The organism is Ornithinimicrobium sp. INDO-MA30-4, from assembly GCF_021535045.1.
Classification (GTDB): Bacteria; Actinomycetota; Actinomycetes; order Actinomycetales; family Dermatophilaceae; genus Ornithinicoccus.
This window is the reverse complement of sequence record NZ_CP091056.1, coordinates 1,061,846-1,083,273: the sequence shown is the minus strand read 5'-3', so window position 1 is coordinate 1,083,273 and position 21,428 is coordinate 1,061,846. Positions and strand designations below refer to the sequence as shown.

The window sequence follows — 21,428 nt, the reverse complement described above, 5'->3', positions numbered from 1 at the left end:
GCGCCAGATCACTGTTAAACAATGCAAAGGGTATCGCATGACGATCGTCGTTGGGTATGTTCCGACACGCGAAGGTAGGGCAGCACTGCGCCGTGCAGGGGAAGAGGCGACGGCTCACGGGGTCGACCTGGTTGTTGTCACCTCGGAGCGGACAACGGCAAACGCCGCAAGCGAAGAGAACCAGGCCTTTGAGGCGCGGCTGGCACAGGTTAAGTCAGACCTAGAAACGGCACAATTGGGGGTCGAAGTATCCTCAGGTGCGTCAGCGCAGGATGTGAGCGACAACTTGCTCGACGTGGCTGACCAGCGCAATGCTGCCGCGATCGTGATTGGGCTGCGGCGCCGGAGCCCGGTGGGCAAGTTGATCTTGGGGTCAGCTGCTCAGCGGATCCTCCTTGAGGCCTCATGCCCGGTGTTGGCAGTCAAGGCCACTGACCAGGACTGATAGTCGGCTGGATCATGTCGTAGGCTGGGCGCTCTCGGTGTCAAAGTCGTGAGCACAGCCCGTGACGTTTTATAATGGTCATATAGCAACGTCGGATCAACAGATATCGCGGCGATGTTAGACCCTTTTCGCAAGCCACTCTTGAGTGCTCTCGCACATGGCGTTCCGTGTGTAAGGCCCCTGAGGTCCTCAGCGCCCCAGAGTAGAAAGTAGTTGGTGCAACCCGTGTCAGCCACATCGGCCACGTCCACCGAATCCAGCGAGTTGCCGCAGGAATTCACCGATCCGACTCTGCGCGAGTTGTATGCGCAGGGCAAAGATCGCGGTTATCTCATGCTTGCTGAGGTGAGGGCCGCGCTTGAGGCCTCTGACTTGAACAAGAAGGGGCAGACGAAGGTTCTGCGCACGTTCCACGACAGCGCTATCGAAGTCCGCGAGGACGAGACCTCGGCGTTGCCGAAAACGAAGGCAGCCGCGCGGAAAACTGCTACCAAAAAGACTGCCACGAAGAAGGCTCCAGCCAAGAAGGCGGCCGCTGCCCCGCCAGCCAAGACCTCGGCTGCGCCAAAGACTTCCGCGACGAAGACTGCTGCAGCTAAGACGGCTGCAACGGGAGACGCAACAGACGCACCTGAGCCCGAAGCGCCAGCAAAGAAGGCGCCCGCTCGCAAGGCTGCGGCTAAGAAGGCTGCGACCGTAGACGCAACAGACGCACCTGAGCCCGAAGCGCCAGCAAAGGAGGCGCCCGCTCGCAAGGCCGCGACCAAGAAGACTGCAACGAAGAAGGCAGCGACCACTCGCGCCGCTGCAAAGACCGCTGCAGCAGAGCCGACTGAAGCCGCCGCCCCACGCAAGCGGGCCACCAAGAAGACGGCCGCAGCCAAGAAGGCTGCTGCTGCCGCTGAGCTGGAGACCCCGGACGACGTTGAGGAGCAAGACGACGTCGTTACCGAGGCAGGACGCGGCGCGGCCCAGGATGAGACGGTCGGCGCTAAGACTCCAGCTAAGGGCACCAACGAAGACGAGAGCTTTACGCTGAGCTCTGCTGACGACGACGACGCTCCCGCCCAGCAGGTCGTTACCGCTGGCGCCACGGCTGACCCCGTCAAGGACTACCTCAAGCAGATCGGTAAAGTCGCACTTCTCAACGCCGAGCAAGAAGTTGAGTTGGCCAAGCGCATCGAGGCGGGCCTCTTCGCTGAGGAGCGGCTCAACTCCGGGGACAAGATTGAAGCCAAACTTAAGCGCGAGTTGTGGTGGATCTCCCAGGACGGCAAAAACGCCAAGAACCACCTGCTAGAGGCGAACCTGCGTTTGGTCGTCTCGCTGGCTAAGCGCTACACCGGTCGTGGAATGCTCTTCTTGGATTTGATCCAAGAGGGCAACCTAGGCCTGATTCGTGCAGTCGAGAAGTTTGACTACACCAAGGGCTACAAGTTCTCCACCTATGCAACCTGGTGGATTCGTCAGGCGATCACCCGCGCCATGGCTGACCAGGCTCGCACGATTCGCATCCCGGTCCACATGGTTGAGGTCATCAACAAGTTGGCCCGCGTGCAGCGCCAGATGCTGCAAGACCTGGGCCGCGAGCCCACGCCGGATGAGTTGGCTGCCGAATTGGACATGACGCCGGAAAAGGTTGTCGAGGTTCAGAAGTACGGCCGTGAGCCCATCTCGCTACACACCCCCTCGGTGAAGACGGCGACAGCGAGTTCGGTGACCTGATTGAGGACTCCGAAGCAGTCGTCCCCGCCGATGCTGTCTCCTTCACCCTGCTCCAAGAGCAGTTGCACTCGGTGCTGGACACGCTTTCGGAGCGCGAGGCTGGCGTGGTGTCGATGCGCTTCGGCCTCTCTGATGGCCAGCCAAAGACGTTAGACGAAATTGGCAAGGTCTATGGCGTCACCCGCGAGCGAATTCGGCAGATAGAGTCCAAGACCATGTCGAAGTTGCGTCACCCATCGCGGTCGCAGGTGCTGCGCGACTACCTCGACTAAAGAGTTTCACGGCGCTACCAACAGAGCCCGTTCGCTTCATCACGAAGTGAGCGGGCTTTGTCGGCTGGTGCGTCGCCGTCCTGCGCGCCCGTGATTGCGCCTAGAAGCGTTTGAATAGACCCGGCAGCCCGCTGCTAGGAATCCAACGCGCACGAAGTCTCGTGCTCGAGTCACTAGCTTCCGCTACCTTCGCCACGATGTCGTCAATCGTGGCGAAGGCGGCTGGCTTGCCTGAGCATCGCTGCCATTCGGTGCGTAGCGCTCTGCCTCTAGTTGGCTGGTCAGCCTTTCCAATGAATCTGAAGCATCGGTTGGCCACGATGGGAGCGCGAGGTAGTGATCGCGCATCGCCCGGGGCTGCGCTGCGGGCTTCGCGGCAGCCCCAAATCCTCAAGGCGCAGGGCCAGCAGCTTCCACGCTGACTCCATGCCGGCAGGATCTTGAGCGAGATCCTGCCGCATCTTGGCCATCCTTCGCCTGCTGAGGATGGGGATGATCAGCAGCAAAGCCAGAATGACCAGCAGGCCGAGGACAACCCACAGGGCGCGTAGGAGAGTCTGGCTCAGGGCGGATCGAGGCTCATCGGTCTCTGGGTTGGCTGGGTCGGCTGTTGGCGTTGCCTCGGTTGTCGAAGGCTGCTCCGTGGTGGGGTCGGCCGACGCGGACGGCGTTGCGCTAGGGGCTTCTTCTTGAGCATAAGACGGGGCAGCGCCTGACCGGGTGCCTGGGGTTGGCTCAAAACTGGTCCAACCGAGCCCATCCAAATACAACTCTGGCCAGGTATGCGCGTCAGCAGCGAGCACAAAACGCTCACCGGTCGGCGTCCGTTCGCCCGGCAGAAACCCGACTGCCATCCGTGCGGGGATGCCTTGGGACCGAGCCATCATCACCATGGCCGTTGCAAACTGCACGCAGTAGCCCTGTCGATTGGCCAAGAACTGAGAAACGGGATCACTGGGGACCCCAGGCTGAGTGGGCAGCAAGTCAAGCGAATAGGTGAACTCTGGGCCCCGCAAATAGTTCTGGATCAACGTCGCTTGGGTCAAAGCGGATGTCTCGGAGCCGATTGCCTCCGACGTTGCGGCAACGACCGCCGCGCGTGACTCGGCGGGCACGAACAACAGATCGTCGGACCCGTTGGGCGGTGTCCCTGCCGATTCGCCGACCCCGGCAGCCAACTCGGTAGCTCTGGGCACCTGAATGTAGAGTAGGAGTACTGGGGCGCGGGGCGGTCGACGACGACGGTCGCGCCAGCAGGGTTGTAGAGCGGGTCAACTTCAGGCCCGAGCTCGTCGAGAGGAGTGGAGATCGCTAGGTGCGGAGCGTTGAGGTTGTTCGATAGAACCTCCACTTGGGCCACATCGCCGGTGCCGTCGGTGGGGCCGCCACCAATCTCGTCCAGTCGAATCTGTGGGACCACCGAGTCATCCGGCGGTTGCCACACACCGTCGGAGAAATTGCTGGTGCTCGTCACCCGTAGGGGAGCGGCGACCTGCGCATCGGTTGTGTATGCCAAGACCGGAGCCTGTGACTGATTTCTGAGGTCTTGGGCAGGATCCATGGTTTCGATGAAACTCAATCCGCCGGTGCCGCCGCTGACATTATTGGCGTCGGGGTTTGTCGCTAAGCCGTCCGACAAAAAGGTCGGGGGCAGGTGTGGCAGGAGCGTCGCGAGAACTACCGAACAGACGAGGACTGCCCCCACCAGAACACGGGCGCTGAGGACACCGGAGCGAGCCGCCGCACGGCTCTTCGCCTGGTCGTGGTCGGCTCCAGCACCACGGGATGGCCAGGAGCCGAGGATGTGTCGGTGCTGCTGGATGATCAGGAGCAGCCAAAGGCCCCGGTCGTGACAAAGAACCATGGCCGCAGTGCATCGCCATTGTTGGAAACTGAGACCATGAAGGTCGCCGCGAGTGGGATGCCAGCAGCGGCGGGTGACTCGGCAGTGACACCGATGGTATCGACCGCCACGCAGGTGAGCCCCAAAATGAGGACCACGAGAAATGCGACGCCGGCAGGCACTGGGGCAGGTGCTGCGAACGTCCGCAGCACTTCGCCAGCATCTTGGAGAAGGTCGCCAGCTAGGGGCAAAGTCGAGGCGGTGGGCAGGCCATAAGCCAGGGAATCCCCCAAGTAGAGCCATGTGACCGTGGCCATGCTGGCGAATAGTTGAGTGAGGCATACCCACCCGGAGAGGAAGCCGAGCAGCCGGGTCAGCATTCCTGTGATGGCGACTACAGCAATGACGACTGCTGCTGGCTGCCACCAGGAACTGCCATCCAAGAGGGTGGTGAGTGGCCATGCCACGGACAAGGACGCCAATCCGGCGAGGACACCCTCGGCAGGCAAGACGCGTCCCCAATGAAGTTCGATTTTTCTCATCGCTTCCCACCAAGCAAGCTCCAGCTTCGGGAAAGAGGTATGTCGGGCCCGGCCGTCGCCACCTTCCAGCCGCTGTGTAGCAGGGGAGCGGCAGGGCCGTCTTCGCTGGGGCGCAGCGCCTGACTGTGTGGATCAAGGACCAGAGCCCGACCTTCATGGCCAGAGGCCCGCACTTGAGCCAACTTTGCGAGATCAGCGCGGTCGTAGGCGAAGACAATAGCCACACTCAAGCACCCACCTGCGGTCAGGGCATGCGCACCAGACATGGTCTGCTCGAGCCCAACCTTGCGCTCCAGGGTGAGTCGAGCAAGGAGTCCATAGCCTCGTTGATGTCGATACTGGCAGCTGCCCGACCATTTCGGACCGAGGTCGGGCTGACCAGGTGCAACGTAAAGCCGTTCGCCACAAGGTGGTGCGCTATCGACGCTGCCGCCGAGACTGCATACTCAAAGACTTCTGGGTGGCTGCCCGCATAGGCCTCAGCCCGTGTGTCGATGATCAAAACAGCGCGTCGTTGGGCCGGCCGGTCCTCTTGGCGCACCATGAGTTCGCCCCGGTTGGCCGTTGCTGGCCAGTGCACCCTGCGCAATTCATCCCCGTGGCGATAGGTGCGAATACTGGCGTCATCCTCACCGTGCAGGGCGGACATCAGCGGTCGATCACCTTTCTCGCCCTGACTTGCTGGCAGCCCGGCGTCACCCCCAACGGGGAGCAGCCGCGGCAAAACGATGACCTCAGACGTGGACGAAAGACGAACCGCGACGTAGGTCAGGCCCAGAGCGTCTCGATGGCGCAAGCCCAGTGGGCCTACTTGGTATGAGCCGCGCAAGTGCCCGTGTACGGGATAGCGGACGGTGTATTCGGCACCGACCGTCAAGCTTGGCAGCAGAAAGCGAGGAGAGGCGCCTAGGGCGCGAGGCAGCGTCTCGGTCGCTAGATACGGCGAAGTGCGGCGCCGCCCAACGTTGGTGAAGGTGGCGAGCACAGCGGCGTTTTGCCCCGCTTCAAGGCGGCTGGGTTCGACTGTTCGGGAGACGGCCAGGGACGGGGTCCGACGCCGCGAGACAATCAGCATTGCCACGGGTAAGAGCGCTAACGCGAGCCCAATCCTGGTGACGTCGGGATAGCCCAACCCCATTCCGCAGAGGACGGCGACAATCCCCAACCACAAAAACGTGTGGCCGCGGGGTGTCAGAACCTGCAATGGATTCACGAAGCGGCTGGCACTCGAGTGTTGCGGATGATGTCGGCCGTGATCGATTCGGTCGTCGCGCGCGCCAGTTGGGCTTCGCCACTGAGCATCAGGCGATGGGGCAGCACCGTCGCAGCCATGAACTGAACATCCTCGGGGATGACGTGATCACGCCCGGTCAGCGCAGCATGAGCGCAGGAGGCGCGCAGGAGTTGCAGGCTGGCACGCGGGGAGGCCCCCAACCGCAATTGGGGGTGGCTGCGGGTGGCGGCGACTAGGTCGACAACATACTGACGCAAGGCTGGAGCAGCGTGCAGTTTGCGCACGGCGTTGACCACGTGTCGCATTTGCTCAGCGGTGGTCACGGGTTGCAGAGCGGTCAGCGGGTCTGTCGAACCGTGTGAAAGCAACATCTGGGCTTCGGCGGTTGCGCTGGGATAGCCCACGGAGATGCGGGCCATGAACCTGTCGCGCTGAGCTTCAGGAAGTGGGTACGTGCCCTCCATCTCGATGGGGTTTTGAGTGGCCATCACCAAGAACGGGCCGGGCAGTGAGTAGGTGTGACCATCCACTGTTACTTGGTGCTCTTCCATGCACTCCAGCAGGGCGGATTGAGTCTTAGGGGAGGCCCGGTTGATTTCGTCGCCGACCACGACGTTGGCAAATACCGCTCCGCGGCGGAACTCAAAGTGCCGAGTCTCTTGATTGAAGACGCTGACCCCAGTGATGTCACTAGGTAGTAAGTCAGGAGTGAACTGAATCCGACTCACTTCGCAGTCAATGGCCTTGGCGACGGCTTTGGCCAACATCGTCTTGCCTACCCCGGGGACGTCTTCAAGGAGCAGGTGCCCTTGGGCCAACAGCACAGTAACCGTCGTGCCAATGACGTCCTCTTTGCCTTGGATCACGGTCGAGATAGCACGGTGCACGTCGGAGGCGACCTCGCGCACGGTGTCGAGATCTGGCTGAGTCTGGCTGCTGAGCGACATGACTGAATCCTGCCCTAACATCCTGACTCATGCTCGCAGGGCGCTGGCCGAGTCTGTCTCAGTGGGACATTCCCCAGGCTCCCCACCTTGCTCCACTGAGCCCACGCATACACGGGCGCTTGGTCATCCGCGGCAGGTGACCTGGTCTTTTGTCATGAGACGCGCCGCTAGTCGAGGGGGCGCGGGGGAGCCGAGAGTGAAATCGCGTAGATTTCCCCCACCTTGCTCCACATGCGTTCTACCTGGGCAAATGCTGTACTGAAGAGTTCAATAATGGCCGTTTCTGCGTTGACAGTGGGGCAGAGTGGAGTATCGTGGGGCCTACGGGAGAGTCGTCCACTCATTCCGACAAACGAGGAAGGGGTGTGGAGCATGTTTCTTGGCACCCATACCCCTCGGCTTGACGACAAGGGGCGGATGTTTCTTCCGGCTAAATACCGGGAGCGTCTGGCGAGCGGGCTCGTCGTTACGCGCGGCCAGGAGCGCTGCTTGTACGTGTTCCCGATGACTGAATTCGAGCGCATCGCTACCTCCATGCAGTCGACGCCGACGAGCAACCGGGCCGTCCGTGACTATCAGCGAGTTTTCTTGTCGGGAGCCTCCGACGAAATCCCGGACAAGCAAGGCCGCATCACGGTGCCGGCCACGCTGCGCGAGTATGCGGGCCTCACCCACGAGTGCACGGTCATCGGTGCCGGTTCTCGCCTTGAGGTCTGGGACACCAGCGCATGGACTAGCTACCTCGCGCAAACAGAGCAGAGTTTCGCCGATCAAGCAGAGGAAGTGGTTCCCGGATTGTTATGACCGGGCCGGTCACCCCTGAGATCCGGTCTCTCCCCGCCTCGTGTCCCGTCGCCACTTCCCCGGCGCCGGGCCCGGCAAAGCTCCGACACTCCTTCCCCAGTGCCGGATCGCCTGTCAAAGGCGGTGAGGGCCCCGACTTCAGGGCAGACCCACACCCACCCAGCAAGCACAACCCAGCATGAACAGCCTGAATCGGAGCACTACATGATTGATCGCGGAGTAGCCGAACGGCGGCACGTTCCGGTCATGCGCGATCGGATCGTTGAGTTGCTCGCACCTGCGTTGCAAGAGCCAGGGTCGATCTTGGTGGATGGGACCCTCGGGATGGGCGGCCACGCCGCGGCGATCTTGCGTGCTTGCCCACACGCGCGGGTGATCGGCATTGACCGTGACACCGAAGCGCTGCAGTTGGCAGGCGAGCGTCTCGCCGAGTTCGGTGACCGGTTCACACCCGTTCACTCGGTGTACGACGAAATCGACGAGGTCCTGAGCGACCTAGAGATTGCTTCCGTGCAGGGTGCGCTCTTCGATCTTGGTGTTTCCTCCCTGCAACTGGACGCTGAAGATCGCGGCTTCGCCTATCGGGTAGATGCTCCGTTGGACATGCGGATGGACCAGAGCCAAGGCATGACAGCGGCAGATGTGCTGAACATCTGGAGCAGCGCAGATCTGGAACAAATCCTCAAGGAGTACGGCGAAGAGAGGTTCGCCCGCAAAATTGCGCGGCAACTGGTTGAACGACGTGAGGTCAAGCCTTGGGAAACTTCCGGCGAATTGGTCGACTTGTTGTCCAAAGCAGTGCCGGCAGCCTCGCAGCGTTCGGGTGGACACCCGGCCAAGCGCACCTTTCAAGCCCTCAGAATCGCCGTTAACGAAGAATTATCAGTCTGGGCAGATGCGCTGCCCAAGGCACTCGAGAAGCTCAGCGTCGACGGGCGAATCGTCGTCATGTCGTATCACTCCCTCGAGGACAGAATCACCAAACGGGCCCTGGTGGCTGGCTCAACTAGCTCCGCGCCACCAGAGTTCCCGGTTGAGCTACCCGAGCACGAGCCATGGCTCAAGATGCTCACCCGCGGGGCAGAAAAAGCCTCCGAAACCGAGACGGCAAGCAACTCTCGCGCCGCATCTGTCCGGGTGCGCGCCGCGATGCGGATCAAAGAACAGATGAACACCCAGCCCGGTCAGCGGAAGAGGACCCGATGAGCCAGATGACCGCCACGGTTCGTGCGACGCCGCGACCCACCCGCGCGACCACGACGGCGAAGCGCCCCGCGCTCCGGGTTGTCGATGCCGCGCCAAAATCCGGTCTGCACATCGGGATGGGCGCGATCATCGCACTGATGATCGTCACGAGTTTCATCGCAGCGCTACTGTTGAACACCCTTCGAGCCGAAGGCTCATTCGATCTGAGTGCGCTGCAGTCAGAGAACGCTCGGCTCCATGCCACCCAGGTCTCGCTTGAGGCGGAAGTTTCCCAACTGCAGTCGCCAGCAACATTGGCTGAGCGCGCCGAGGACCTCGGCATGGTCTCTTCTCCCTCAACAGCAGTGCTCCGGCTTTCGGACAGTGCGGTCGTCGGCGTGGCGGCCGGGGTAGTCGACGGCAAGACTTATACCGTGCAAATGTCTGCTCCAGCGGCAGATGACGGTGCAGTTAGCGCCGATGAGGACGCAGTAGCGGGAGAGTGACCAGTGGCACGGACTCGATCTACTGTCGTTCACGGCCGTGGGGTTTCACACCCACAGCGCCGTGCCAGATTGTTGCTGATCTTTGTTTTTATGGTCTTCAGCCTGTTCGCGGCGCAACTTTTCCGACTGCAGGGCCTGGACGCAGCTTCCGTCTCAGAAGCCGCTGTCAATGACCGACTGACAAACGTCACCATTCCCGCAGCCCGTGGCTCCATAGTGGACGCCAACGGAGAAATCCTTGCCGATGACACTGAACGGGCTCGCGTCGAGGTAAACCCGTTGAACGTGCCTCTGTATGAGCGGTGGGAAGGGACAGGAACCGAGCGAACTCTCGCCGCCAAGGGCATTGATGGCGCCGCTGCTGACATCGCCGAAATTACCGGCGCTGATCCGAGCGACATTGCCCAAAAGATCACCCAAACCGAAGGTATGTACGGAATCCTGCTGCCCAGCATCTCGCCTGAGCAATGGCAAGAGATCAAGGACCTCGGCATCCCGGGCATCACCAGCACCACCATTTTCCAGCGCGATTATCCGCTCGGGGCAGCACCTGCTCCCTTGCTGGGCTGGATCAGCGACCCCGACTATCCAGCTGGTGGTCTGGAGTTGACGCGTGATGAAGTGCTGCAGGGCGTTGCTGGCGAAAAGTTGTACGAACGCGGCGGTGCTGGCGAAGTCATCACAACAGGCGATATCACCGTGACCGAAGCCGTTCCCGGTGACACTGTTCATCTCTCTATCGACTCAGACTTGCAGTGGTACGCCTACAACGCTGTCGAGCAGCGGGTGAAGGAATCTGCAGCCCTCAGTGGGTATGCGTTGGTCCAGGAAGTCGACACCGGACGCATCGTGGCCGCGGCTAGCTATCCATCCTTCGACCCGACGGACGAAACACAGAGTGCCGATGGGATGCGCAACGCACTCGTGGAGGATGTCTTTGAGCCGGGGTCAACTGGCAAGTTGATCACCGCTGCGGCAGCACTTGAGGAAGGTATCGTCACTTCTGACACGCCAATCGTTGTGCCGGTGGGTATGACCCGGGCCGGGCAAAATTTTAAGGATGCCCATGACCACCCGCAGCAAGATCTGACGTTTGCTGGCGTTCTCGCCACCTCAAGCAACATGGGAACCATCCTCTACGGCGAAAAGCTGGATGACGATGTCTTCTATGACTACCTGCTGAAGTTCGGCCTGGGCACCACATCTGGGTTGGGCCTACCTGGTGAGTCATCAGGCGTGGTTCCCGCACCAGAGTCCTGGAGCGCCACCAGCAAGTTCACCATGATGTTTGGCCAGGGTCTTTCGAGCAATGCCTTGCAGCAGATGTCGGTCTACCAAACGATGGCCAACGACGGGGTCCGCATTCAGCCCACCCTGGTCTCTGGCGTGACGGACCATGACGGCGTCTATCAGGCGGAGCCTCAGCCAGAAGGTGAGCGGATCGTGTCCAGCGAAACGGCGACCACCTTGACTCAGATCATGGAGCAGGTGCCGACCCCCTCGGGGACCGCGCCACAGGCTGCCATCGATGGCTATCACGTTGCAGGAAAGACCAGTACAGCCGACCGATATGACCCCGAATTGGGTAAGTACGACCGCACGACTGCTTCGTTTATTGGCTATGCACCGGCCGACGATCCAAAATATGTGGTCGCAGTCACGGTGCAGAGGCCGACCCAGATAAGCCAGTACGGTGGAACTATCGCTGGGCCCGTTTTTGCGGACATCATGCGATATGCGCTGCAGGAGGGCGGAATCGCTCCCATCGACGAGCCGCAGACCGAGGTCGCTGTTGAATTCGACCCCGATGCACCAGCGCCGGGGGAGGGACCAGGGTAACTCTGGGAGATATCGCAATCCGAGATGAGTGACACTGCCCTAACGAAAGGATGCGTGCGTGATTCCCCTGACGCTGCGCGAAATTGCCATCGCTACCTCTGGAGCGGTTGTTCCGCCGCAGTTCAGCGATGCCATCGTTGATGCCGATGTCGTGACCGACTCGCGTGAAGTGGGCGAAGGCAGTCTGTACGTGGCCCGCATGGGTGAACACGCCGACGGGCACGATTTCGTCGACAACGCGATCGCAGCTGGAGCGACAGCTTCTCTAGTCTCTCGGGTCGTCTCGGAGGCACCTAGCGTCGTGGTTGCCGACGTCCAAGAGGCATTCGCCGCGTTGGCCCGCGAAGTCTATGACCGCTGTTTGGCTGCGGGAGGCTTGCGCACAGTGGGCATCACGGGGTCTTCGGGTAAGACCTCAACCAAGGACTTGATGGCTCACGTCATAGAAAACCTCGGGGTGACGCTCGCGCCGATCGCCTCGTACAACTCTGAAGTTGGCGTTCCGCTCACTGTTTCCCGGCTGACTGAGGAAACTGAGTATCTGGTCGCTGAAATGGGTGCATCGGGCGTCGGTCACATTGAGTACCTCACGCGCATCGCGCCGCCACAGGTTGGTGTAGTCCTCAATGTTGGCATTGCCCACCTGAGTGAGTTTGGCTCCCGAGAAGCGATTGCGCATACCAAAGCTGGATTGGTGCGGGCGCTGCCCGCCGAAGGCTTGGCTGTCCTGAACGCAGACGATGACGTCGTGCTGGCGATGGCGGATCAAACCTCAGCCCGAGTCATCACGGTGGGCTTAAGCGAAATCGCCGACATCCGGGCCACCGATGTGCGCCTGAATGGCAAGGGGCAGGCTTCGTTCACGATGCACTTCCCTGACGAGGCGCCGATCGAGGTGGCGCTGAGCCTGCATGGCGAACACCACGTTGGAAATGCGCTCTCGGTGGCTGCCGTCGCCCAAGAGTGGGGTATGCCGATCGCTGACATCGCCGAGCACTTGGCTTCGGCATCGGCTGGCTCTCGGTGGCGTATGCAGGTCACCGAGCGTGCCGACGGGATCACCATTGTCAACGACGCTTACAACGCCAACCCCGACTCCATGCGTGCCGCCTTGCGAGCGTTGGCCAGTATGCGCGGTCAAGGACGAGCCATTGCCGTGATCGGTGAGATGCGTGAGTTGGGCGTGCAGAGCCAGGCCGAACATGAAGCGATCGGCGAGCAAGCCGCTGGCCTGGGCCTGGACCTCGTTTTGAGCATTGGTCAAGGCGCACAAGGTGCAGCGCAAAAGTTTGACGACTTGGGGGAGCCAGCCATGAGGTTGATGATGTAGCCGAAGCCAAAGCATTTCTTGATCATCAGTTGCAGCCAGGAGACGTTGTCTTGTTGAAGTCCAGTCGTGATTCAGGGTTGCGCTTGCTTGGCGATGATTTGGCGCAGGGTGAGGTAGCTCCATGATCAATGTGCTTTTGGCCGCGGGGCTCTCCATGCTTTTCGCCCTGTTTGGCACTCCACTCTTCATCAAATTCTTGGTGGCCCGTGGCTATGGCCAGTTCATCCGCGATGACGGTCCTACCTCGCACCACACCAAGCGTGGCACGCCCACGATGGGTGGCGCGGTCATTATTGCGGCCACGTTGTTGGGCTACTTCCTTGCCCATGGACTGCTGTACGTAGCGGACCTCATCGGGTGGATTGACCTCTCCACCAGTCGATTCACCTTGAGCGCCCTGCTTGTTCTGTTCTTGATGGCAGGCCTGGGTCTCGTTGGATTCCTTGACGACTACATCAAGATCTCAAAGCAACGCAGCCTGGGGCTGCGGTCCTGGGAAAAACTGCTCGGACAGACCGCCGTGGCTGTGATCTTCGCGGTGCTGGCGTTGCAGTTCCCCTCTGATGGTTTCCGCACGCCAGCCAGCACGGCGATTTCCTTCGTGCGCGACACCGATATTGACTTTGCGGCCGCTGGCACCATTGGCGGCCTGGTGCTATTTGTGCTCTGGGCCAACATCATGATCGCTGGTGCTAGCAATGGCGTGAACCTCACGGATGGGCTGGACGGGCTCGCCACTGGCGCTTCCGTCATGGTCTTCGGTGCCTACGTTCTCATTGGCGTTTGGCAGTACAACCAGAACTGTCAGATCACCCCCGGCCCCAACTGCTACGACGTTCGCGACGCCCTTGACCTGGCGGTTGTTGCCGGTTGTCTCGCCGGCGCGTGCTTCGGCTTTCTGTGGTGGAACGCCTCGCCAGCCAAGATATTCATGGGAGACACCGGTTCGCTGGCCCTGGGTGGCGCCTTGGCAGGCTTGGCCATCGTGACGCACACCCAACTGCTGATGGCTATCTTAGGTGGCCTCTTCGTCATCATCACGCTGTCGGTGATCATCCAAGTGGGTTCGTTCAAGATGACCGGCAAGCGCGTCTTCCGAATGGCCCCTTGCAACACCACTTTGAGTTGCTGGGGTGGGCCGAAGTAACCATCGTGATCAGATTCTGGATTATCGCCGGGATCTGCGTCGCCATCGGGCTTGGCCTGTTCTACGCCGAATGGGTGACCCAACTGTGAGCGATCGCTTTGCTGGATTGACCCATGCTGGTGCTGATTGGGCTGGCCTTCGAGTGCTCGTCACGGGCATGGGTGTTAGCGGATTTGCGGCAGCCGACGCCCTGCTCGAATTGGGCGCTTCGGTGATCGTGGTTGACGCTGGGAATGGCACGGAGGCTCAAGACGAGAAGGCTCACCTGCTTGAGGTCCTCGGTGCGGATGTCCGGCGCGGTGCCGAGCACGTGGCGCAATGGCCACAAGACGATATTGATCTCGTGGTGACCTCACCAGGGTGGCGCCCCAGCCAACCGATCTTGGCGCATGCGGAGTCCCAGCAGATCCCTATTTGGGCCGAGGTTGAATTAGCCTGGCGGATTCGGCCTGAGGTTGGGGCTGCTCCCTGGATCACGGTGACTGGCACCAATGGCAAGACTACGACCGTCAAGATGGTTGAGTCGATCTTGCAGGCCTCAGGTCTGCGCGCAATTGCTGTCGGCAACGTGGGCAAGCCGGTGATGGAAGCAATCCTGGACACGGACCCGTACGACGTCCTGGTCGTTGAGCTGTCCTCGTTCCAGTTGCACTACAGCTACAGCATCTCGGCGCTCTCCTCGTGCGTGCTGAACGTTGCGCCGGACCATGTCGACTGGCACGGCTCATTCGAGGAGTACGCCGCGGCCAAGGCCAAGATCTACGACAACACCACTGTTGCGTGTGTCTACAACGTCCAAGACCCGCGAACCGAGGCCATGGTGGCGCAGGCTGATGTGGTCGAGGGCGCCCGTGCCGTTGGATTCACCATCGGCACCCCAGGGCTCTCGATGGTCGGTGTTGTCGAGGATGTCCTGGCAGATCGGGCCTTCATCGAAGACCGGGCGACTTCTGCCGCCGAGCTGGCGACCTTCCAAGACCTTGACTCAGCGGGTTCCCCAGCCCCGCATACGGTCAGCAATGCGTTGGCGGCAGGAGCCCTAACCCGTGCCGTGGGGGTTCCGACCGCAGCGGTGCAGCAGGGCCTTAGGGACTTTGCGCCCCAGGAGCATCGGATCACCGAGTTGCCCGTTGCGGGCGACGTCCGATTTGTGAATGACTCCAAAGCCACCAACCCACATGCCGCAGCTGCCTCTATCCAGGCCTACGAGCGTGTTGTTTGGGTTGCAGGTGGGCTGCTGAAGGGCGCTGATGTAGATGACCTCGTTGCTGCGGCTGCGTCTCGACTCCGAGCAGCCGTGCTCATGGGAGCTGATGCAGCCCAGATTGAAGCAGCATTGCGCCGACACGCGCCCGAGGTGCCGGTCCATATCGTGCAGAGCGACAACACTGGCCGTATGACCCTGCCGAACAGTCCGCTGACGTGATGGATCGGGTAGTTGCTACTGCTGCAACTGCTGCCAAGCCAGGCGATGTTGTCCTGTTGGCTCCGGCGGCGGCCTCCTTGACATGTTCGAGAACTATCAGGCCCGTGGCGCCTCCTTCACAGATGCTGTGCGGCGGGCAATCGGTAGCCCATCGTGACCACTACCTCGCGCAATGTTGCGCGGGCTCGCAAGGTCAGTTCTAGCCAGCCTCAAACAGCCGGCTCGTCACTCGCCTCAGCTGGCGAGTGGCTGCGTTCGCCGGTGGCGCCGTACTACTTGGTGCTGATTAGCGTTGCGTCGCTGGTTTCTATTGGCCTGGTGATGGTGCTTTCGGCCTCCACCGTTCAGGAGTACGCAGCCACCGGTAACTCCTACGGTCTGTTTCTGCAACAACTGATGTTTATGTCCATCGGCGTCGCCTTGGCCTACATAGCTTCTCGGTTGCCGATCGCCTGGTGGAAGCGTCTGGCGATCCCAGGGATGTTCCTGGCTATTGGCCTGCAGGCACTGGTGTTCTCGCCATTGGGCGTCGACTTCAAGGCAACCGCAACTGGATTTCCTTGGGCGGGAAAACCCTGCAGCCTTCCGAGTTTGCCAAGGTGGCAGTGATCGTCTTTGGCGCCACCATCTTGGCCAACCGGCGCAAAGTGATGGATCGAATTGGGCTGGCGATTTTCCCCTTTATCGTGCCTGGCGTTGCTGTCATCGTTGGTCTGGTCGTTGCCGGTCGTGACCTCGGAACGGCGATGATCTTGCTGGCCATCGCTGCCGGCATGCTTTTGTGGCCGGATTGCCACTGCGTTGGTACGCACTATTCGGTGCGCTCGGGGCCGCAGGCGTCGCCTTCCTGGCGCTCAACAGTGACAACCGCATGCAGCGGATTGATGCCTGGTTGGGTGGTATCTGCAGCAATCCACAGGTTGAAGGCTGCTTCCAGAAGGTGCACGCAGAGTATGCACTGGCCGATGGTGGTTGGTGGGGCGTCGGCCCCGGTGCCAGCCGCGAGAAGTGGTCGCTGCTGCCAGAGCCGCACAACGACTTCATTCTGGCGATCATCGGGGAAGAGCTCGGTTTGCCGGGCACTTTGCTTGTCCTGGCGCTATTCAGCTTGTTTGCCTACGCCTGCTTCCGCATTATCAGCAGCAGCACGGACCCGTTTGTCCGGTTGGCGACCGCTGGTGTGATGGTCTGGATCGTTGCCCAAGCCATGTTGAACGTCGGGTCCGTCATCGGCATGCTCCCCATCATCGGTGTGCCGCTACCGTTCGTGAGTAGTGGTGGGACAGCGCTTATCTCGGCCCTGATCGGCTTGGGCCTGCTCTTGAGCATGGCTCGATCGGTGCCAGGGTGTGATGCTGCGCTGAAGGGCCGCCCATCAACTTTGCGCCGCACATTCGCTGCGCTGCCTGTCCGAAGGAGCCGTTCATGACCGATGCTGCCCCATTCTCCGTTGTTCTCGCCGGGGAGGGTCGGCTGGTCACGTCAACCCGCTGCTCGCCACGGCCGACGCGCTGCGTCGCCGTGACCCCGAGACGGTCTTGACAGTGCTTGGCACTGCTGAGGGCTTGAGGCCAGGCTTGTCCCGGCCCGCGGCTATCCGTTCCACGTGCTGCCCAAGGCGCCGTTTCCGCGTCGACCCAATGGCGCAGCCATTAAGTTCCCGGCCGCAATGTCTGGGGCCGTCAGCAGCAGCCACCGCGATGCGGGAGGCGAAGGCCGATGTCGTGGTTGGATTCGGCGGGTATGTCGCCACGCCTGCCTATTTGGCAGCGCGGCGCTTGGGGCTGCCTATCGTCATCCACGAACAGAACGCCCGGCCAGGACTAGCAAATAAGTTGGGCGCGAGGTTCACTCCACATCGCCACGACGTTTGCCAGCACACCTTTGCCGGGGGCTAGGCACATTGGGATGCCGCTGCGCGCCGAGATCTCCAACTTGGATCGCGATGGTCTGCGCAGGTTTGCCCGAGAGCACTTTGAGTTGGATCCCGATGTGCAAACTCTGCTGGTCTTTGGTGGATCGCTGGGCGCCGCCAGGCTGAATGACGCCTTCTCAGAAGCGGCCGTTGCAATTACCGACGCTGGTGTTCAGGTTTTGCACATCACCGGAGAAGGCAAAGAAATTGCCTTGCCCGCTCAAGAGTCGCTCAAGAACCGCTACCGGGCGATCACTTATTCAGACCGGATGGACCTCGCCTATGCCAGTGCCGACCTCGCGGTATGCCGCTCAGGAGCAGGCACCTTGTGCGAAATCGCAGCGATCGGGCTCCCTGCGGCTCTGGTGCCGCTCCCCATTGGCAATGGCGAGCAGCGACTGAACGCGCAAGACCTTGTCGCCGCTGGCGGTGCAACACTGACCGATGACTACGAGGTCGACGTCGAGTGGGTCAAGAACGTCGTCATCCCGTTGTTAGCAGACTCATCCCGCGTTGAGCAGATGAGTGCAGCAGCCGCTGCGATTGGGCACCGAGACGGGGACGACGCGCTTGTTGCCATGATTTATGAGGCGGCGAAGCGTTAGTGGTTTCATCCGTAACCCAGGGGCGATTCGACTTTACCCAGGAAGCCCCTGGGCTGAATCCCTCGGTGCCGTCCACTTCATCGCCATTGGTGGCGCTGGCATGTCTGGGGTAGCTCGACTTTTCTTGGCTGCGGGGTACCGAGTGTCTGGCTCCGACCAGCGGGATTCCCCAGCGCTACGAAGCCTTGAAGAGGCTGGAGCACGAGTTTTGTTGGACACGACGCAGCTCATGTCGCCGACGCCGAGACCATCATCATTTCTGGCGCGATCAAAGAGTCAAATCCAGAGTTGGTGGCCGCTCGAGACCAAGGTTTGCGAGTTTTGCACCGCGCGCAAGGGATTGCTGCGCTGTTGCAAGATCGCCGCACGATTGCTGTCGCCGGTGCCAACGGCAAGACGACGACGAGCGCCATGTTGACTTCTGCCCTGTTAGCCGCGGATCTAGAGCCCGGGTATGTGATCGGGTCGCCGCTGGCAGGTGGACTGGGGAACGCGGCCCTTGGGGCTGGCCCGGTAGTGGTCGAAGCAGATGAGAGTGATGCATCATTCCTCGTCTATCGACCAGATATCGCGATCGTGACCAATGTGACGCCAGACCACCTGGACTTCTATGGCGACTTCGCGGGAGTGCAGGCAGCGTTTGCTCAATTCGTTGGCACCATCTCCGCTGGCGGGCTCCTGGTCATTAATGCCGATGATGCTGGCTCTGCGCCACTCGTGGCGCTGGCCAAAGAGCAAGGGTTGAGGGTGCACACGTGGGGACGTGCCGCGGGTGCCGACGTGCGGATTGAGTCAGTTGACTCGGTTGGTATGTCGTCGACGGCGCAACTGTTGTGGCAAGCCCCGGTGGGGGATGCTTCGCCGGGCCAGCGACATACCTTGAATGTCCCGATGCCAGGGGCGCACAACATTGCCAATGCTTGTGCTGCCCTGGTGGCAGCGACGGCAGGCGCGGGTGGGGATACCAGGGCCGCTCTGTCCGGGCTCGCATCCTTCCCGGTGCAGACCGACGCTTCCAGCGAGTTGGCGAAGCGACTGGCGTGAGCGTGGTGGATGACTATGCGCACAACCCGGACAAGGTCGCGGCTGTGGTCCAAGCTGGCCTTTCAGTGACTCAGTCAACCGGTGGCCGCCTTGTTGTGGTCTTTCAGCCGCATCTGTACAGCCGCACCCAGCATTTCGTCGCGCAGTTTGCGGCGGGGCTTTCAGCCGCAGATGTCGTGTCGGTCTTAGACATTTATGGTGCGCGAGAGGAGCCAATTGCCGGGGTGACAAGCCAACTGATCACCCAAGCGATCGCGGATTTGGGAGGTGCAACGCAGGTGCTCGATGACGTTCGCGATCTGGCGCAGGCGCCCACTCAACTCGCGCCGCTATTGCGCGCCGGTGACCTCGTGTTGACCGTGGGCGCAGGAGATATCACCACACTTGGTCCACGATTGGTGGACGCATTGTCTGGAGCAGCAACTGATCAGAACGGCGGAGCCACAGCCGATGACTAAGGCGTCCCCGGTTCATCATCGATTTGCAGCGCGAGCACAGGCTGTTCGGCGGCGCCCCAAATTAGTGGCGTGGTGGGTAGGAACTGTTGCGGTGCTGGGGGCCGCGATTGTGCTGTTGGCCTACTTGCCCATCTTCACGGTGGCGACCGTATCGGTTGAGGGTGCGCAGGGCGAGGTTGCTGAGCAAGCGGTCTCACAGGCTGGGATTCAGCAGGGGACCCCACTGGCCAGGGTCGACAGCGACGGCGTTACCGAGCGGGTCCTGGAAGACCCACGGGTGCTCAGCGTTGACGTCGACCGGCAGTGGCCCGATTCGGTAGTTTTGCGACTCGGGTTGCGTGCCCCAGCCATCGTGGTGGATCAGGATGGTGCGGATTCTTTGCAGTTCGCAGCCGCCGATGGCGTGCTTTACGACGAGGTCGAAGACAAACCCCCGGGCTCGCTGTTGTGGCCGCCAAGCGAGGAGATGTTTCAACGGAATCGGTGCGTCAGGCGCTTTACATTTCGGCGGCTTTTGGCAGTGACGAGTTAGGTGCCGAAATAGGCGACCTGGAGATCACTGCCGATGGCGATCTGAGGTTCTCCGTGGGCGAGGTTGAAGTGCTCTGGGGGCCCGCTGAGTCGCAGGAACTCAAGGGTGAGGTGCTGGTGGCGCTCTTTAGCCAACCTCAGATATCGGCAGATGCTCCGGCCCCACTGGTGGTTGATTTGTCGGCACCGGAGAACCCGGTTGTCAGCGGTTTGGAGAACGTCGCGGACGAGTAGTTTCAGTCAACCTTGAGTAGAGGTCGAGAGTCGCAATCAAATCGTGACCACCAGTTCTATGATTGCCACGTAGGCGACGGCGATTCAGACCACATCTGGGTTGCCCCCGCTTGGACCGATTAGCAAGGGACTCCACGAAAGGCGCATTGTGTCAGCAGCGCAGAACTACCTCGCCGTCATCAAAGTCGTAGGAATCGGCGGAGGTGGCGTCAACGCCATCAACCGCATGATCGAGGTCGGTCTCAAGGGTGTGGAGTTCATTGCGGTGAACACGGATGCCCAGGCCCTCCTCACGAGTGACGCCGACGTCAAGCTTGATGTCGGCCGCGAGCTCACTCGTGGGCTTGGCGCTGGCGCAGACCCCGAGGTGGGTCGTCGCGCAGCTGAAGACCACACCGAAGAAATCGAAGAGGCCCTTCGCGGTGCTGACATGGTTTTCGTCACCGCTGGTGAGGGTGGTGGCACCGGTACCGGTGGCGCACCCGTGGTCGCCAAGATCGCGAAGTCTCTCGGTGCTCTGACAATCGGCGTGGTCACTCGACCCTTCACCTTTGAAGGCCGGCGTCGCGCCAACCAGGCAGAGTCGGGGATCGCCGCATTGCGCGACGAGGTCGACACGCTGATCGTCATCCCGAATGACCGTCTATTGTCGATCTCCGACCGTGCCGTGAGCATGTTGGACGCTTTCCGCAGCGCTGACCAGGTGCTCCTCTCTGGTGTGCAGGGCATCACAGACTTAATCACCACCCCGGCTTGATCAACCTCGACTTCGCCGACGTTAAGTCCGTTATGCAGGGCGCCGGTTCTGCTCTGATGGGCATCGGATCGGCCAGGGGTGAGGATCGCGCGGTCCAAGCCGCCGAGCTGGCGATTTCGTCCCCTTGCTTGAGGCCAGCATCGAAGGCGCGCATGGCGTGCTGCTCTCGGTGCAGGGTGGCTCGGACCTTGGTCTCTTTGAGATCAACGAGGCCGCCCGATTGGTGCAAGAGGCAGCGCACCCCGACGCAAACATCATCTTCGGTGCAGTGATCGACGATTCGCTCGGCGATGAGGTGCGGGTCACGGTGATTGCCGCCGGCTTCGACAGTGGTGCACCGACGCAGCGCAGCGACGACCGTGCATTGGGCCAGGTCCAGGCTGGTGGCACCAACCGCGACCAGGCTGCTCCGCCAGCCTCCAGGAGACCGCGCAGGCTTCCGAGGCTGCTCAGCCACGGGCTCAGGCAGAACAACCACGCGAGCCTGGCACGGTTCGACCAGCAGCTCCCGTTCAGGAGTCCGCACCGGTTAAGCCTCCGCGCACCCCGTCATACGACGACAGCGACGATCTGGATGTTCCCGACTTCCTGAAGTAGGACTCTCCTCTAGCCCTTCGCGAAAGCCCTCGAGCACAGTCT

18 protein-coding genes and 6 pseudogenes are annotated in these 21,428 nt (G+C 61.4%); 19 read left to right on the top strand and 5 right to left on the bottom strand.

The features are described from left to right. Window positions 1-37 precede the first annotated feature (37 nt). Both L0A91_RS06305 and L0A91_RS06300 read left to right on the top strand, forming a co-directional pair. On the top strand, window positions 38-445 hold the full coding sequence (locus L0A91_RS06305; protein ID WP_235246267.1) for a universal stress protein: 408 nt from the start codon (window positions 38-40) through the stop codon (window positions 443-445). Between the two features lie 333 nt (window positions 446-778). Then, window positions 779-2,442: pseudogene (locus L0A91_RS06300) on the top strand (RNA polymerase sigma factor). 281 nt (window positions 2,443-2,723) lie between these two features. Here L0A91_RS06300 and L0A91_RS06295 read toward each other — a convergent pair. The 5 genes and pseudogenes from L0A91_RS06295 to L0A91_RS06270 form a co-directional block, all read right to left on the bottom strand. Further along, complete coding sequence (locus L0A91_RS06295; protein WP_235246266.1) at window positions 2,724-3,557, bottom strand: transglutaminase family protein; 834 nt, start codon at window positions 3,555-3,557, stop codon at window positions 2,724-2,726. After that, a pseudogene (locus tag L0A91_RS19695) lies at window positions 3,485-4,827 on the bottom strand (DUF3488 domain-containing protein). The gene L0A91_RS06295 and the pseudogene L0A91_RS19695 overlap by 73 nt, the downstream one beginning before the upstream one ends. After that, complete coding sequence (locus L0A91_RS06280) at window positions 4,824-5,057, bottom strand: hypothetical protein (RefSeq protein ID WP_235246262.1); 234 nt, start codon at window positions 5,055-5,057, stop codon at window positions 4,824-4,826. Before L0A91_RS06280 ends, L0A91_RS19695 begins: the two are co-directional and overlap by 4 nt. A 14-nt stretch (window positions 5,058-5,071) precedes the next feature. After that, complete coding sequence (locus tag L0A91_RS06275; protein WP_235246261.1) at window positions 5,072-5,992, bottom strand: DUF58 domain-containing protein; 921 nt, start codon at window positions 5,990-5,992, stop codon at window positions 5,072-5,074. A 44-nt stretch (window positions 5,993-6,036) separates the two neighbouring features. Beyond that, window positions 6,037-7,008 carry a MoxR family ATPase gene (locus L0A91_RS06270; RefSeq protein ID WP_235246260.1) on the bottom strand — a complete coding sequence of 324 codons (972 nt, stop codon included), beginning with the start codon at window positions 7,006-7,008 and terminating at the stop codon, window positions 6,037-6,039. A gap of 372 nt (window positions 7,009-7,380) precedes the next feature. On the opposite strand from L0A91_RS06270, the gene mraZ reads away from it, so the two are divergent. The 17 genes and pseudogenes from mraZ (at window position 7,381) to ftsZ (ending at window position 21,386) form a co-directional block, all read left to right on the top strand. After that, window positions 7,381-7,812 (top strand): division/cell wall cluster transcriptional repressor MraZ, encoded by a 432-nt coding sequence (gene mraZ / locus L0A91_RS06265; RefSeq protein ID WP_235246259.1) that lies wholly within the window; start codon window positions 7,381-7,383, stop codon window positions 7,810-7,812. A gap of 204 nt (window positions 7,813-8,016) precedes the next feature. Next, window positions 8,017-9,018 carry a 16S rRNA (cytosine(1402)-N(4))-methyltransferase RsmH gene (rsmH, locus tag L0A91_RS06260; RefSeq protein ID WP_235246258.1) on the top strand — a complete coding sequence of 334 codons (1,002 nt, stop codon included), beginning with the start codon at window positions 8,017-8,019 and terminating at the stop codon, window positions 9,016-9,018. Then, window positions 9,015-9,503 carry a septum formation initiator family protein gene (locus tag L0A91_RS06255; protein WP_235246257.1) on the top strand — a complete coding sequence of 163 codons (489 nt, stop codon included), beginning with the start codon at window positions 9,015-9,017 and terminating at the stop codon, window positions 9,501-9,503. The genes rsmH and L0A91_RS06255 overlap by 4 nt, the downstream gene beginning before the upstream one ends. 72 nt (window positions 9,504-9,575) lie before the next feature. Beyond that, complete coding sequence (locus tag L0A91_RS06250) at window positions 9,576-11,342, top strand: penicillin-binding protein 2 (protein WP_235246256.1); 1,767 nt, start codon at window positions 9,576-9,578, stop codon at window positions 11,340-11,342. A gap of 58 nt (window positions 11,343-11,400) precedes the next feature. Continuing rightward, a complete protein-coding gene (murF, locus tag L0A91_RS06245; RefSeq protein ID WP_235246255.1) occupies window positions 11,401-12,672 on the top strand; it encodes a UDP-N-acetylmuramoyl-tripeptide--D-alanyl-D-alanine ligase in 1,272 nt (423 codons plus the stop codon). A gap of 121 nt (window positions 12,673-12,793) precedes the next feature. After that, window positions 12,794-13,908 (top strand): annotated as a pseudogene (gene mraY, locus L0A91_RS06240) (phospho-N-acetylmuramoyl-pentapeptide-transferase). Beyond that, complete coding sequence (gene murD / locus L0A91_RS06235) at window positions 13,905-15,245, top strand: UDP-N-acetylmuramoyl-L-alanine--D-glutamate ligase (RefSeq protein WP_311198064.1); 1,341 nt, start codon at window positions 13,905-13,907, stop codon at window positions 15,243-15,245. The pseudogene mraY and the gene murD overlap by 4 nt, the downstream one beginning before the upstream one ends. A gap of 153 nt (window positions 15,246-15,398) precedes the next feature. Continuing rightward, entirely contained in the window at window positions 15,399-15,854 is a 456-nt protein-coding gene (locus L0A91_RS06230; protein WP_235246254.1) for an FtsW/RodA/SpoVE family cell cycle protein, read from the top strand. Then, a pseudogene (locus L0A91_RS06220) lies at window positions 15,806-16,674 on the top strand (FtsW/RodA/SpoVE family cell cycle protein). The gene L0A91_RS06230 and the pseudogene L0A91_RS06220 overlap by 49 nt, the downstream one beginning before the upstream one ends. Then, window positions 16,643-17,143 carry a glycosyltransferase gene (locus tag L0A91_RS06215; RefSeq protein WP_311198150.1) on the top strand — a complete coding sequence of 167 codons (501 nt, stop codon included), beginning with the start codon at window positions 16,643-16,645 and terminating at the stop codon, window positions 17,141-17,143. Before L0A91_RS06220 ends, L0A91_RS06215 begins: the two are co-directional and overlap by 32 nt. A 10-nt stretch (window positions 17,144-17,153) precedes the next feature. Beyond that, window positions 17,154-17,765 (top strand): glycosyltransferase, encoded by a 612-nt coding sequence (locus L0A91_RS06210; RefSeq protein WP_235246252.1) that lies wholly within the window; start codon window positions 17,154-17,156, stop codon window positions 17,763-17,765. Then, a pseudogene (locus tag L0A91_RS19690) lies at window positions 17,746-18,068 on the top strand (Mur ligase domain-containing protein); the annotation flags it as partial. The gene L0A91_RS06210 and the pseudogene L0A91_RS19690, both read left to right, overlap by 20 nt. 108 nt (window positions 18,069-18,176) lie before the next feature. After that, entirely contained in the window at window positions 18,177-18,809 is a 633-nt protein-coding gene (locus L0A91_RS18615) for a Mur ligase family protein (RefSeq protein ID WP_397333855.1), read from the top strand. Then, a complete protein-coding gene (locus tag L0A91_RS18610) occupies window positions 18,806-19,267 on the top strand; it encodes a glutamate ligase domain-containing protein (RefSeq protein WP_311198063.1) in 462 nt (153 codons plus the stop codon). Before L0A91_RS18615 ends, L0A91_RS18610 begins: the two co-directional genes overlap by 4 nt. Then, the gene (locus L0A91_RS19685; protein ID WP_397333820.1) at window positions 19,260-19,799 is read left to right on the top strand and encodes a cell division protein FtsQ/DivIB; all 540 of its coding nucleotides are present in this window, start codon (window positions 19,260-19,262) and stop codon (window positions 19,797-19,799) included. The genes L0A91_RS18610 and L0A91_RS19685 overlap by 8 nt, the downstream gene beginning before the upstream one ends. Beyond that, a complete protein-coding gene (locus L0A91_RS06195; protein WP_235246249.1) occupies window positions 19,751-20,032 on the top strand; it encodes a hypothetical protein in 282 nt (93 codons plus the stop codon). The genes L0A91_RS19685 and L0A91_RS06195 overlap by 49 nt, the downstream gene beginning before the upstream one ends. A gap of 148 nt (window positions 20,033-20,180) precedes the next feature. Next, a pseudogene (gene ftsZ, locus L0A91_RS06190) lies at window positions 20,181-21,386 on the top strand (cell division protein FtsZ). The last annotated feature ends 42 nt before the right edge of the window (window positions 21,387-21,428 follow it).